We start from the raw sequence: 14,271 nt of genomic DNA, 5'->3' as shown, positions 1-14,271 counted from the left end.
CGTTAAACCGAATCACCGGGTGAATTACAGGGAGATGCCTGAGAACGACATGAAACCCAGTGACATCAGACCAACGGTAATGAAGGTGATGCCAAGGCCACGCAGTCCGTTCGGAACATCGCTGTACTTGAGCTTTTCACGGATACCCGCCAGAGCAATGATGGCCAGAGCCCAGCCAACGCCAGCGCCGAAGCCATACACCAGACTCTCGCCAAAGGTGTAGTCACGCTCAACCATGAACAGTGACGCACCAAGGATGGCGCAGTTAACCGTAATCAGCGGCAGGAACACACCCAGCGCCGCGTACAGGGCCGGAATGTATTTATCCAGCACCATTTCCATGATCTGTACGATCGCGGCGATAACACCGATGTATGTCAGCAGGCCCAGGAAGCTCAGGTCCACATTCGGCAGACCGGCCCAGTCCAGGGCACCTTCACGCAGGATGGTGTTATAAAGCAGGTTATTCACCGGTACGGTGACGGTCAGTACCACCACAACGGCGATACCCAGACCAGTCGCCGCTTCGATCTTCTTGGAGATGGCCAGGAAGGTACACATCCCCAGGAAGAACGCCAATGCCATGTTTTCAACAAAGATCGCCTTAAGCAGGAGGCTCAGATAGTGTTCCATCAAAAGGCCTCCTTGACGGTATGGCGAGACAGCTTGTAGTCAGGCTCTTCTACTTGCTCCGGCTTCCAGGTACGCAGACCCCAGATTGCCAGGCCGATGATGAAGAACGCACTCGGCGGCAGCAGCAGCAGGCCATTCGGTACGTACCAGCCGCCTTCGTTAACGACAGGCATCAGGCTTACACCGAACAGCGAACCGGCACCCAGCAGCTCGCGGAAGAACGCCACGAACAGCAGAATAACCGAATAACCCAGACCGTTACCGATACCATCCAGGAAGCTCATCAGCGGCGGATTGGTCATGGCGAAACCTTCCGCGCGGCCCATAACGATACAGTTGGTGATGATCAGACCAACGAATACCGATAGCTGCTTGGAGATTTCATAGGCATAGGCCTTGAGAATCTGGTCTACCACGATGACCAGGGAAGCAATGATGGTCATCTGCACGATGATCCGGATACTTCCCGGGATCTGGGTTCTTACCAGAGAGACCGCCAGGTTGGAAAATGCGGTAACGGCTGTAACCGCCAGACACATGACGATACTCACGCTCATGCTGGTGGTTACCGCCAGCGCCGAACAGATACCAAGGATCTGAAGGGCGATCGGGTTGTTACTGAAGATTGGTTCGAAGAGAACCTGTTTGGCTGTTGAGCCTGCCATGATCAGACCTCCCCTTCACGAAGTTTTTTCAGGAACGGGGCGAAGCCGCGCTCACCCATCCAGTAGTTCACGAGCTGCTCGACACCACGACTGGTCAGTGTGGCACCAGAGAGCGCGTCAATCTTGTGTTCCTTGTCCTTGGCATCGGCGCTGACTCCACCTTTCACCAGACGGATCTGAGGTTCGGTCGGATCGTCACTGTAGAGTTCCTTGCCTACCCACTGCTGTTTCCAGCGCGGGTTATCAACTTCACCACCCAGGCCCGGCGTTTCCGCGTGGGCGTAGAAACCCAAACCTTCAATAGTGTTGAGGTCACCTTCAAGGGAAACGAAGCCGTACAGGGTAGACCACAGACCGTAGCCGTGAATCGGAAGCACCACACGAACCAGCTCGCCGTTCTCGCTCAGGGTGTAGACCTTGGCAACGTTCGGACGACGCTTGATGCCAGCTTTGTCTTCAGACGACGGGATGTTGGTCGACATCTCCGGATCGGAAGCAGCCTTGTACATGTCGTACTTCATGGGATCCTGAACACCCACAGCAGACGGCTCTACAAAATCGCCCTTGTCCAGGTCGACCAGGCGGACATCGAAGCGTGCAAACGTCTCTTCAATGTCCTGCGCGGTTGAGCCTGGCTCAAGCATGCCGGCGGCAGAAAGGATGTTGGTTTTGATGTCCAGATTCTGGTTCTGGATCTGCGCGGGACGGAGCATGACCGCAGCCGTGGAAACCACAACCGAGAACACAATACTCAGTACCAACGCCACCATCAGGGTTCTGGAGACGGTATCTTTTGCTTTAGCCACGAGCAAGCCTCCGTTTGATGTTGGCCTGAACCACGTAGTGGTCCATCAGCGGCGCAAACAGGTTAGCGAACAGGATCGCCAGCATGATGCCTTCCGGGAAGGCCGGGTTGATCACACGGATCAGCACCGTCATCACGCCCACCAGGATGCCGAAGCACCAGCGACCGGTGTTGGTCATGGCGGCAGATACCGGATCCGTTGCCATGAACATCATACCGAAGGCAAAGCCGCCCATAACCAGGTGCCAGTGTGCCGGTACGCCGAACATCGGATTGGTTTCTGAACCGATAAGATTCAGCAGCAGCGACATACCGATCATGCCGATCAGCACACCACCGACAATCCGGTAGGAGGCGATCTTCATGGCCAGCAGGATCAGACCACCAATCAGAATGGCGATAGTGGAAGTTTCACCCATGGAGCCCTGAATGGTGCCCACAAAAGCGTTCATCCAGCCAATCTGGGCTTCCAGTGCTTCGAGGCCACCAGAGGCAGCCCAGCTCAGGGCCGTAGCGCCACTGAAGCCGTCTACCGCCGTCCAGACGGTATCGCCAGAGATCTGTGCCGGATAAGCGAAGTACAGGAAAGCACGGCCGGTCAGTGCCGGGTTCAGGAAGTTCTTGCCGGTACCGCCGAACACTTCCTTACCGATAACCACACCGAAGGTGATACCCAGCGCCACCTGCCAGAGCGGGATGGTCGGCGGGCAGATCAGCGCGAACAGAACGGAAGTGACGAAGAAACCTTCGTTCACCTCGTGCTTGCGCACGGTCGCGAACAGGACTTCCCAGAAGCCACCTACAATAAAGGTAACCGCGTAAATGGGCACGAAATAAGCCATGCCATACACGAAGTTATCCCACAAGCCAGCGCCGGCTCCGGTTACCGCCAGTGCGGTAATGAATGCCTCACGCAGTCCACCGTCGGCAATCATCGCATCCGGGTTGGAAGCCAGGAAGTTGTTGGCCTGGAAGCCAATGTTCCACATGCCGAAGAACATGGCCGGGAACGTACACAGCCACACCGTGATCATGATGCGCTTGAGGTCTATGCCGTCACGCACATGAGCGGTGGTTTTGGTCACGCTCGCAGGCGAATAGAAAATGGTATCAACGGCTTCGTACAGTGCGTACCAGCGCTCGTACTTGCCGCCTTTTTCAAAGTGGTGCTCGATTCCATCGAGAAACTGTCGGATTGCCATCGTATTAGCCCTCGATCTCGATTCGGGTCAGGTTCTCACGGAGAATCGGACCGTATTCATATTTGCCGGGGCACACGAAGGTGCACAGCGCCAGATCTTCTTCGTCCAGCTCCAGGGCACCCAGTTTCTGTGCCATTTCAGTGTCGCCCACAATCAGAGAGCGCAGCAGCTGCGTTGGCAGAATATCCAGAGGCATCACCTGTTCATAGGCACCCACCGGCACCATCGCACGCTCACTACCGTTGGTCGTGGTCGTGAAGTTGAACAGCTTGCCGGGATTGAGCTTGGACAGGTAGATGTTCAGCACGGAGAACTTGTTGGGACCCGGCGACAACCAGCCCATGAACTCGCGTTTGCTGTGTTCTTCCAGAACAGTAATCTGGTTGGCGAACCGCCCCAGGTAGGCACAGGGGCCATCACCACGACGGCCACCGAACACGGAACCGGAGATGGCACGGACTTCACAGTCTGTGGCAACCTCCCCGTCCAGAAGTTCCGGCAGGCTGGCACCCAGACGGGTACGGACCAGGCGCGGCTTCACAGCCTTGGGGCCACCAATAGCAACAATGCGCTCGACCGGCACTTCACCGGTTTCGAACAGCTTGGCGATATCGATCACATCCTGGTAGTTAATAGACCAGACAGTCTTGCTGGCCGATACCGGATCCAGGTGATGGATATGGGTACCGACATTGCCTGCCGGATGCACGCCATCAAACTGGTGCACTTCAATATTGTCAGCCTTGGGCACGGCAACGTTAGAGCCGGGCTTGCCAGTCACAAACACTTTGCCGTTGGTGAGGCGGGAGATAATAGTCAGGCCCTTTTCAAAAGCCTTGCTATTTTCGCCAATGATAACGGTGGGATCTGCCGCCAGCGGATTGGTGTCCATAACAGACACAAAAATCGAATTCGGCGCAGAGTCGATTTCAGGAACCTTGCTGTAGGGGCGCGTACGGAAAGCTGTCCACAGGCCAGACTCTACCAGGTTATCAACCACCTGCTGGCGTTCCAGGCCGGCGAGGTCGGAATCGCTGTAGCGGGCATAGGTTTCCGCATCGTCGCCATCAATTTCGATCACGACAGACTGGAAAACGCGACGCTCACCGCGATTGATTTCTTTCACCACGCCTGCAGCGGGGGAAGTATAACGAACGCCTTCGGTCTTCTTGTCCGTGAACAGCAGCGTACCGCGCTTGACACGGTCTCCCTCTTTCACAGCCATCGTCGGCTTCATGCCGTGATAGTCAAAACCGATGAGCGCCACGTGGCGAACCGGCTTGCCGTCAGTAATGGTCTGTTCGGGAGCGCCGCTGATGGGAAGATCCAGGCCTTTTTTGATCTTGATCATTAGCCTCATCCAATCATCAGAAACTATTCTGTGGATTTGTAACGCCCGGCCCCTGCGGCCCTGGTTTCCTGTCCGGATTGCGCCGAACGGCTGCACCTTGAGATTCAAATGCCATAGCAGTTGCTGCTGTTTGCCATTTGACGCAGGAAAAGATGAGAAACGGGGTGCCAGACATACCCAAAATCGCGCCAATTATAGAGATTAAGGAAACCTATTTCCACCGGTAACAAAAATGGTTTTGTACGGCCAAAGTAACAAAAAACCCCGGCAGCTGGCGCTACCGGGGCTTTCTGCCAATCAACTGCCGAGACCGGCCTACGACTTTAGTCGCGGGCGCGCTTCGGGAAGATCGGATAGGTTACGCCGGCCATCTGGTTCACACAACGCACAACCTGGGCGCTGTAGCCGAATTCGTTGTCGTACCACACGTACAGGATCAAACGCTTGCCATTGGCGATGGTAGCCTGGGCATCGACGATACCGGCATGGCGGGAGCCCACGAAATCGGTGGAAACCACTTCCGGAGAGTTCACAAAGTCGATCTGCTTCTGCAGCTCGGAGTGAAGCGCCATATCGCGCAGATATTCGTTTACCTGCTCGGCATCCACATCGCTTTTCAGGTTCAGATTCAGGATCGCCATGGACACGTTCGGTGTCGGCACCCGGATAGCATTACCGCTCAGCTTGCCTTTCAGCTCCGGCAGTGCTTTGGCAACGGCTTTGGCCGCGCCGGTTTCGGTAATAACCATGTTCAACGGGGCGCTGCGGCCACGACGACTGCCTTTGTGGTAGTTGTCGATCAGGTTCTGGTCGTTGGTGTAGGAGTGAACGGTTTCAACGTGGCCATCCTCAATACCGTACTCGTCATTGATGGCCTTCAGTACCGGAGTGATGGCGTTGGTGGTACAGGAAGCAGCAGACAGGATCTTGTCTTCGTCGGTGATCCAGTCGTTGTTGATGCCATAAACGATGTTCTTGATGTCGCCCTTGCCCGGCGCAGTCAGAATCACGCGACTGACACCCTTGGACTTCAGATGCAGGCCCAGGCCCGCTTCATCGCGCCACTTACCGGTGTTGTCGACCACGATGGCGTTGTTGATGCCGTACTCGGTGTAGTCCACCTTGTCCGGGCCATCGGAGTAGATCACCTTGATAAAGTTGCCGTTGGCGATCAGCGCAGAGTTCTCGGCATCGACCATGATGGTGCCATCGAAAGGACCATGCACGGAGTCACGACGCAGCAGGCTGGCACGCTTCTCCAGATCGTTGTCAGCACCACCCTGGCGAACAACGATCGCACGCAGGCGCAGGTTGTTGCCGCCACCGGCCTTTTCAACCAGGATCCGCGCCAGCAGTCGGCCGATCCGGCCAAAGCCGTAAAGCACCACATCCTTGGTTTCTTCCTTGGCATCCTTGGCCGCCTCTTCGGCGTACTTGCCAACCACCGGGCCGATTTCCTGTTTCAGGAACTCGGTGAGGTCACCGCCCTCTGCCTTGAATTTGACCGCCAGCTTGCCAATATCCACGTGAGCGCGGCCAAGCTCCAGCTTGTCCATCGCCTCGAGAATGGGCAGCGTATCGTGAACAGACAGCTCGCTGTCCTCAACCTGACGCACAAAACGATGGGCGCGGATGATATCGATAACAGACTGGTTGATGATCGCACGGCCGTATACGGACGTAACAACGTTGTTTTTACGGTAAAGGCGGCCGATCAACGGGATCATCGCTTCTGCGGTAGACTCCCGATCAGTCCAGTTGGACAGGTGCTGGTTGATCTGTTCGTGACTCACGGTTGGAACCTCGTATAGCACTGGAAATAATTTGGGGCGCACATTATCCAACTTAAAAGGCGATACGGCAAATAGCCGTTTGTCTGCCCCGACCATGACACTGTCACAACCGGGCGATAGAATAGCGCCGCCCCGGCAAATGATGCATTTATTCAGGAGAACGCTTGCCCCATGACCAAAGGCCAGGCCCACGCCCCGCTTATCGCCCCCGCTGCCCCTGAAAAGGCTGCCGACCACAGAAAATGGGGGCAACTGAATGGCTGTGCCGACGCCCTGGCCATCTGCGAGAGCGCCCGCGCCCATAAAGGTCTGACACTGGTCATCACCCAAAGTACTAGCGAAGCCATCCAGCTGGAGCAATCCATCCGGTTTTTCCTGGGGCTGCCCACGGATGAAGACGGCGCCACCGTTTCCTCCGATCGCATTGAGCTTTTGTCGCTCCCCGACTGGGAAACACTGCCCTACGATCTGTTTTCGCCACACCAGGACATTACCTCGAGGCGGATTCGCTCCCTGCACCGGCTACCCGGCACACGCCACGGCATTCTGGTAGTTCCGGCGCGCACGCTGATGCACCGGCTTGCCCCCCCGAGCTATCTGCAGGGCAATACCCTGCTACTGGAAGTGGGCCAGACCCTGGATATCGACAGCTGGCGAATGCAACTGGAGGCAGCCGGTTATCATCATACCGACAACGTGTATGAACACGGCGAGTATGCGGTACGGGGGGCCATCCTCGACATTTACCCCATGGGCTCTAACCTGCCCTACCGCATTGATCTTTTCGATGACGAAATCGAAACCCTCCGGACCTTTGACCCGGAAACCCAGAGATCCATCGATAAAACCGAAAGCATCGAACTTCTGCCAGCCAACGAATTTCCCTGGCACAAGGAAGCCCGCTCAGGCTTTCGCAATCGCTGGTTTGAATATTTCCCCAATGCCGACAAAGACGCGCCGGTTTACCAGGATGTTACCCACGGCATCACACCGCCTGGCATTGAGTACTATCTTCCACTGTTTTTCGATGAAACCGCCACGCTGTTTGATTATCTGCCGGGCAGCACCCTGGTATTCACCGCCAACGGTCTCAATGATGCCGTCAATGCCTTTGATGCGGAAACCCGGGCCCGTTACGAAGACCGCCGTCACGATCGCCTGCGCCCTATTCTGCCCCCATCCGAGCTGTTTCTGCAGCCGGATGAAGTGTTCGGGCAACTCAAACACTACCCCCGCATTACCTGCAGCAGTCAGGCCGAAGACGGCGCGGGCGCCAGCAACTGCGGTACCGAATCTCTCCCGGATGTCGCCATGGACGGGCGCGCCGCTGATCCGGCTGGGCGCCTCAAACGGTTTATCCAGGAGTTCCACGGGCGCATCCTGATCTGTGCTGAATCGTCCGGGCGCCGGGAGGCGCTGATTGACAACCTGGCCGATCACAAGCTCAAGCTGTCAACCGTGCAGAACTGGTCGGAATTCCTCGAAAACGAGAGCACCACTCTGGCCATCACCATTGCCCCACTGGAACAGGGCATGGTGTTGCCCGGCCAGAATCTGGCACTGATTACCGAAACGGCGTTGTTTGGCGAGCGGGTGCTACAGCGTCGCCGGCGCCAGAAACCAACCGAAACCGACGATGCCGGATACCGGGACCTGTCTGAACTGAGAATTGGCGCACCGGTCGTGCATATCGACCATGGCGTGGGGCGCTACAAGGGGCTGGAGACACTCACCGCCGGCGGCCAATCCGACGAATTCCTGACCCTGGAATACGCCGGGGGCTCCAAACTCTATGTACCGGTGTCCAGCCTGCACCTGATTTCCCGTTACGCCGGCACCGATGAGGAACATGCACCACTCCACAAGCTTGGAACGGAACGCTGGAGCAACGCCAAGCAAAAAGCGCTGGAAAAAATCCGCGACACCGCCGCAGAACTGCTGGATGTTTACGCCCGCCGGGAAGCCCGGAAAGGCTTCCAGTTTGAAGACCCGAAAGAGGCCTATCGAGCCTTTGCCGCCGGCTTCCCGTTTGAGGAGACGCCGGACCAGCAGGTGGCCATCGAATCGGTGTTCGAGGATATGACCAGCGAACGCCCGATGGACCGGCTGGTATGCGGCGATGTCGGCTTCGGTAAAACCGAAGTCGCCATGCGCGCGGCTTTTCTGGCCACCTGGTCTGGCAAACAGGTGGCCGTGCTGGTACCCACTACTCTTCTGGCCCAGCAACATTACGAGTCGTTCCGTGACCGGTTCTCGGATACGCCGGTAACTGTAGAGCTTCTGAGTCGCTTCCGCAGCGGCAGCCAGACCAGCAAGGCCATCACTGCCATAGAGGAAGGCAAGGCAGATATCGTCATTGGCACCCACAAGCTTCTGCAAGGCGATATCAACTTCAAGAATCTGGGGCTGGTGATTATCGACGAAGAACACCGGTTTGGCGTTCAGCAGAAGGAAAAACTGAAATCCCTGCGGGCCGAGGTGGATATGCTGACCCTCACCGCCACACCGATTCCCAGAACCCTGAACATGGCCATGGGCCACCTGCGCGACCTGTCCATTATCGCCACCCCACCAGCCCGCCGGCTGTCGGTGAAAACCTTTGTGCGCCAGCGCGACGACGCCATGGTGAAAGAAGCTATTCTCCGGGAAATCCTGCGGGGCGGTCAGGTCTATTTCCTGCACAACGATGTCGCCACCATCGAGAAAACCGCGGAAGATCTGCGCAAGCTGATTCCCGAGGCGCGGGTGGGTGTGGCGCATGGTCAGATGCGCGAGCGCCAGCTGGAACAGATCATGTCGGATTTCTACCACAAGCGTTTCAACGTACTGGTGTGCACCACTATTGTGGAAACCGGCATCGACATCCCCAGCGCCAACACCATTATTATTGAACGGGCAGACAAATTTGGCCTGGCGCAGCTGCACCAGCTTCGGGGCCGCGTGGGCAGGTCTCATCACCAGGCGTACGCCTATCTGCTGACACCACCGCCAAAGGCCATTTCCGCCGATGCCAGGAAGCGGCTGGATGCGATTTCCGAATCCCAGGACCTGGGCGCCGGCTTCATGCTGGCCACCCACGACCTGGAAATCCGGGGCGCTGGCGAGCTGCTGGGTGAAGAACAGAGCGGTCAGATCGAAAGCATCGGCTTTACCCTCTACATGCAGCTGCTGGACGAAGCCGTAAAAGCGATTCGCGACGGCCGCACGCCCAACGCCGAATTGCCTCTCAGCCACGGCACCGAGATGAACCTGCGCATTCCGGCCCTGATTCCGGACGACTACCTGCCAGATGTCCACAACCGCCTGATGCTGTACAAGCGCATTGCCAGCGTGAAGGATCGTGAGGCATTAAAAGAACTTCAGGTTGAGATGATTGACCGCTTCGGATTATTACCAGCCCCGGCCAAGAACCTCATGCGCCAGGCACAGCTACGTTTGCAGGCAGAGACTCTAGGCATCGTGAAAGTGGATGCCGGTAAGGAATGGGTGCGGCTTGAGTTCGGGGCAACGACACCGGTCGACCCTCTCGAACTGGTTAAAAAAGTGCAATCCGCTCCGGATCGATACCGGCTCGAAGGCGCCAACAGCTTTCGCTTCCGGCTGAATGATGACTCAACCGATGGTAAACTCGACGCCATCGCAGCGATGCTCGAAGAACTGGCGCCCGGCAAGGCCCCGGCAAAAGCATCGTGATAAAAAAGGATTCAGGTGGAGTAACGCCCTTGCAAGCTCACATTTTATGCTCCCGGCAAACCCTGGCCAGTGCGGCGCTGTTCGCCTCAGTTGCATTCACACCGGCTACCCTTTGGGCCCAGGGCGCTTCAGGCAATGTCCCGAACGACTACTACCGGGCAGAGCTGGTGATTTTACAGCGTCTGGTGGACCCGGCCGGCATTGAAGAGCAGATGGCGAACAAGTCGGTGGAACCTGTCGAAGAGGCCGGCAAAACCCTTTGGGTGGAGCAGGAATCCGGGGAGCGGGTAACCGAACTCAACCTGGTACCCCGCAACCAACTGCACCTGGGCGAGGCGGCCAACCGGCTCGAGCGAAGCGGTAACTACCGGGTACTGGCGAGTGCCGGCTGGTATGAAGCTTTTCCGCCCGACTACGAGGGCGAACCTCTGCGTGTCGCAATCGGTGACTGGCTGGCCGAGTCTGGCCAACGAGCGGTGGAAGGCCAGATCACCATTGACCGCCAACGCTACTTGCACGTTAATGTGCAGCTTAACCACTGGGCCGTCAGCGACGATCCCGAGGCTGTGCCGGCAGAGCCTGAAACACCGCCTCAGACCGAAGCGGTTGCGGAGTTTTCCGATCAGAACTCTGGCAATACACTTGATAGCGAAACCGGTGGTTCAGCATCAGAAGGCACCGGTACCGCTTACCAACTTCGTCCGGCACCAGTAGAACTGGTGACCTGGATTCGTGAAACGCGGCGGATGCGCAGTGAGGAAATCCACTTCATCGACTCCCCCACCGTCGGCGTCCTGGTTTTCTTCAAGAAGATTGAGGGGTAAGCGCAAGCTGCCCCAGACTTGCCATTGAACGCTCCAGAATCTGCCGAACGCCGGACATGCCCTGGGCAATCGCTTCTTCAATTTCGGCCATGGTAATAATGTGGTCGGTTTTACCCGCAGCCCAGTTCACCACCAGCCCGAGGCTGACGTACCGCAAGCCCAGCTCTGCCGCCAGCACTGCCTCGGGCATGCCGGTCATACCAACGATGTCACAGCCATCCCGCTCCATCCTGCGGATTTCCGCCGCCGTCTCCAGCCTGGGCCCCTGCGTCGCGCCATAGACGCCAAACCCGGAAAATGACAGCGACGCCGCGCGAGCAGCATCAATCAACACCTGACGCGCTTCCTGATCGTAGGGCCAGGTAAAATCAATGTGTGTAACTTCCTCCAGCTCGCCTTCGAAGAAAGTGCTGGCCCGGCCCCAGGTGTAGTCGATCAGTTGATCCGGGATCACGATGTGGGCCGGCCCCATATTGGCATGTATGCCACCAACCGCGTTTACTCCCACCAGCACCCGAGCGCCGGCATCATGCAACGCCTGAATGTTGGCCCGGTAATTGACCTGATGGGGCGGAATGCGGTGCGGGTTACCATGACGCGCCAGAAAGATAACAGGCTGATCACCCAGTTGCCCCCGCACCAGCGTGGAGGAGGGCTCACCCCACGCAGTTGTCACGGTCTCTTCTCCGGTGATCTGGATATTGCTCAGGCTGGTCAGCCCCGTACCACCGATAATGCCTACCGGTACATTGTCATTCGTTACTGTCATTCCCCGTCTCCGGAATCTGAATCGGCTTCACCGTAACCGCCATCATGATCGATGTTTTTTCCGGATTTTCCGGAATCAGCATCCTTGTCCGAGGACTTGTCGTTTGAGTCCTCACGTTTTGAGGAATCACGCCCGTCTACCCGCACCCCATCCGGCAGATGCAGCGTGCGCGTCGGGAAGGCCACCTCGGCACCATGGTTTTCGATGATGTCACTGATTTTCAGTAACACATCTTCCTTCACCTCATGGAAACGCACCCACTGGGTGGTTTTGGTAAAGGTGTACACCATGATATCCAGTGACGATGAATTGAATGCCAGAAAATTAACAATCAAGGTCTCGTTGGCATCAATCTCTTCATGATTCTTCAGCATCTCCCGGATTTCGTCCACGATGGTTTTCATGGAATGCACGTCGGCATAGCGAATGCCGATGGTCTCGTAGATCCGGCGATTGGTCATACGTGATGGGTTTTCCACTGCAATAGTGGTAAACGCCGCATTGGGGACATAAAGCGGGCGCTTGTCGAAGGTGCGAATGGTGGTCAGTCGCCATCCGATATGCTCAACCGTACCCTCAATGCTCCGATCCGGGGATCGAACCCAATCCCCCACCTTGAACGGACGGTCCAAATGGATAATGAACCCACCGAAAAAGTTCGCCAGGAGATCTTTCGCGGCAAAACCAACCGCGATGCCCCCGACACCACCAAATGCCAGCACGCCTGAAATACTGAAGCCCAGGGTTTGCAGGGCGGTCAGCGCGGCGGTAATAATCACGACCGCTCGCGACAGCTTGCTGATGGCATTGACCGTGGTGTAATCCATCGGCTTGCGCATCTTGATCGGAGAGGTGAGGATGTTCTCGAACTGTTTGATCAGCCGGATAAAAAACCAGACCACCACCCAGACAAAACCGATCTGAAGCAACGTTCCGTTGGCCTTGAAGACCTCAGCCTCGGAAAAATGGTGTGCCACTTCGGCAGCCCAATACACCCCCTGGAGCCATACGAAAGCCACGACAGGCCGACGGACCGCGTGCAGAATAGCATCGTCCCACAGGTTATGAGTGCTGGCGAATTTGCGCTCCAGCGCAGAAATCACATGACTGGCAATGTAGGCAACCGCCGCCGTACCCAGCACGAGCAGGAAGACGAGCACACCGGCCCGCCAACCCTCAGACAGCAACCCGAACTGCTCTATCCAGCCATTCAGTACACCCAAAACTTCGCCAATCATCCTGTCCCTCTGAATTATGCGGGTTAATAGATACTGACCGGGGTCCCCGCTGGAACCCGGTCAAAAAGCTCAACAATATCGGTATTGCGCATCCGGATGCAGCCATGGGATCTGGCAACCCCCATAGGTTCACTGTCCGGCGTGCCGTGGATATAGATAAAACGACGAAAGGTGTCTACCCCCGGCCCACGGTTTCGCCCCCATTCACAGCCACAAAGCCAGAGTATACGGGTAAGAATCCAGTCGCGCCCCGGATTCGCTGATGCCAGACTCTGGCTGTAGATCTCGCCAGTGGGACGGCGCCCGCGATACACCGTATTTAATGGCTGCCCTGCCCCGATTCGGGCGCGGACATAATGCTTGCCAACAGGGGTACAGCCACTGCCGTCGGCCTGGCCGGGGCCATTCAGGCCAGTGGATACCGGGTAGCGGGCAATGATATCACCCGATTGAGTAGCCAGTGTCAGGAACTGATTGGCGATATCAATGGACAGGGTAACCCCGGGGGGCTTGTTATCGGGCATTGGTAACGACTTCCCTCCGGCTGCGAACCAGAGGGAAGACTACCCGAGGCGGGGGAGTTCAGGCAACCGAAACGCCTGAAGCGGTAGGCGGCACCAGCATTTTGTCTGGCGCCTTCATGCCTGCGGCCAGGAACGGCACCAGGCGTGCGGCAATTTCCTGAACCGTGGTTTCAACGCCCAGCTTGTTTTCGAGAATATCAATCAGGGCATCACTGCTGGACATGGTGAAGGCCGTCGCTCCCAACATGAACTGGATGCGCCAGTAGCGATCAACCGAGGACAACTCGGGCGTGGCCTCTTTGAGCAAGCGCATGAAACGACCAAATGGCTCACTGTATTCCTGTTCGAGGAATTTACGCAGGTGGCCCTGAGACTGGGTATAGGCAAGACCGAGCAAGCGCATGAAGATGGATATGCCTTTCTCATTACGCTGAGGCATGCGCACGGCACTCTCCGTAAGCGCCCACAGGGTCTGGTTCAGCGTGGGCGGCTGGCCATCACAACGCTCTTCGAGTTCATCAAAGGCGGTATCCAGGGTGGCCGAAAACGGCGTCAGGAACCGGGCGAACACGGCGTGGATCAGGGCATTCTTTGACCCAAAGTGATAATTGACAGCGGCCAGATTTACCTTAGCCTTGCTGGTAATCATACGAAGCGATGTTTCCGAGAACCCACGCTCGGCAAACAGCTCTTCGGCAGCGTCAAGAATGCGGTCAACGGTATCAGACTGCGCCATTTTGTCGTCAGAGCCTCTAGCAAACGTCTGTTTGAAAC

The 14,271-nt window shown here is 57.0% G+C and carries 12 protein-coding genes; 2 read left to right on the top strand and 10 right to left on the bottom strand.

All coding sequences use genetic code 11. The annotated features are described in order from the left end of the window. Nucleotides 1-24: 24 nt before the first annotated feature. The 6 genes from nqrE to Q674_RS38240 form a co-directional block, all read right to left on the bottom strand. Nucleotides 25-633 carry an NADH:ubiquinone reductase (Na(+)-transporting) subunit E gene (nqrE, locus tag Q674_RS38265; RefSeq protein WP_011785401.1) on the bottom strand — a complete coding sequence of 203 codons (609 nt, stop codon included), beginning with the start codon at nt 631-633 and terminating at the stop codon, nt 25-27. After that, entirely contained in the window at nt 633-1,298 is a 666-nt protein-coding gene (locus Q674_RS38260) for an NADH:ubiquinone reductase (Na(+)-transporting) subunit D (protein WP_014421083.1), read from the bottom strand. Before Q674_RS38260 ends, nqrE begins: the two co-directional genes overlap by 1 nt. Nucleotides 1,299-1,300: 2 nt before the next feature. Next, a complete protein-coding gene (locus Q674_RS38255) occupies nt 1,301-2,104 on the bottom strand; it encodes a Na(+)-translocating NADH-quinone reductase subunit C (protein ID WP_022991580.1) in 804 nt (267 codons plus the stop codon). Then, nucleotides 2,097-3,305, bottom strand: coding sequence for an NADH:ubiquinone reductase (Na(+)-transporting) subunit B (locus Q674_RS38250; RefSeq protein ID WP_011785404.1), 1,209 nt, complete (start codon nt 3,303-3,305; stop codon nt 2,097-2,099). The genes Q674_RS38255 and Q674_RS38250 overlap by 8 nt, the downstream gene beginning before the upstream one ends. Before the next feature lie 4 nt (nt 3,306-3,309). Next, nucleotides 3,310-4,656 (bottom strand): Na(+)-translocating NADH-quinone reductase subunit A, encoded by a 1,347-nt coding sequence (locus tag Q674_RS38245; RefSeq protein ID WP_014421081.1) that lies wholly within the window; start codon nt 4,654-4,656, stop codon nt 3,310-3,312. Nucleotides 4,657-4,979: 323 nt separating this feature from the next. Beyond that, on the bottom strand, nt 4,980-6,383 hold the full coding sequence (locus Q674_RS38240; protein WP_413540203.1) for a glyceraldehyde-3-phosphate dehydrogenase: 1,404 nt from the start codon (nt 6,381-6,383) through the stop codon (nt 4,980-4,982). A gap of 237 nt (nt 6,384-6,620) precedes the next feature. Between Q674_RS38240 and mfd the strand changes: the two genes are divergently transcribed. Then, a complete protein-coding gene (mfd, locus tag Q674_RS38235; RefSeq protein ID WP_023009892.1) occupies nt 6,621-10,142 on the top strand; it encodes a transcription-repair coupling factor in 3,522 nt (1,173 codons plus the stop codon). Nucleotides 10,143-10,171: 29 nt separating this feature from the next. Further along, nucleotides 10,172-10,966, top strand: a complete 795-nt coding sequence (locus Q674_RS38230; protein WP_023009891.1) for a CsiV family protein — start codon at nt 10,172-10,174, stop codon at nt 10,964-10,966. Here Q674_RS38230 and Q674_RS38225 read toward each other — a convergent pair. Genes Q674_RS38225 through Q674_RS38210 form a run of 4 tightly spaced genes read right to left on the bottom strand, consistent with a single transcriptional unit; the run spans nt 10,947 to nt 14,233 of the window. Continuing rightward, nucleotides 10,947-11,735, bottom strand: a complete 789-nt coding sequence (locus tag Q674_RS38225) for an S-methyl-5'-thioinosine phosphorylase (RefSeq protein ID WP_023009890.1) — start codon at nt 11,733-11,735, stop codon at nt 10,947-10,949. The genes Q674_RS38230 and Q674_RS38225 overlap by 20 nt on opposite strands. After that, on the bottom strand, nt 11,732-12,973 hold the full coding sequence (locus Q674_RS38220; RefSeq protein ID WP_014421076.1) for a mechanosensitive ion channel family protein: 1,242 nt from the start codon (nt 12,971-12,973) through the stop codon (nt 11,732-11,734). Before Q674_RS38220 ends, Q674_RS38225 begins: the two co-directional genes overlap by 4 nt. 23 nt (nt 12,974-12,996) lie before the next feature. Continuing rightward, the gene (locus Q674_RS38215; protein ID WP_022991585.1) at nt 12,997-13,497 is read right to left on the bottom strand and encodes a L,D-transpeptidase; all 501 of its coding nucleotides are present in this window, start codon (nt 13,495-13,497) and stop codon (nt 12,997-12,999) included. 58 nt (nt 13,498-13,555) lie between these two features. Continuing rightward, on the bottom strand, nt 13,556-14,233 hold the full coding sequence (locus Q674_RS38210) for a TetR/AcrR family transcriptional regulator (RefSeq protein ID WP_011785412.1): 678 nt from the start codon (nt 14,231-14,233) through the stop codon (nt 13,556-13,558). Between the last annotated feature and the right edge of the window lie 38 nt (nt 14,234-14,271).

Source organism: Marinobacter sp. EVN1, from assembly GCF_000475375.1.
GTDB lineage: Bacteria > Pseudomonadota > Gammaproteobacteria > Pseudomonadales > Oleiphilaceae > Marinobacter > Marinobacter nauticus.
The sequence above is the reverse complement of the archived record's forward strand: the minus strand, read 5'-3'. Positions and strand labels throughout refer to the sequence as shown.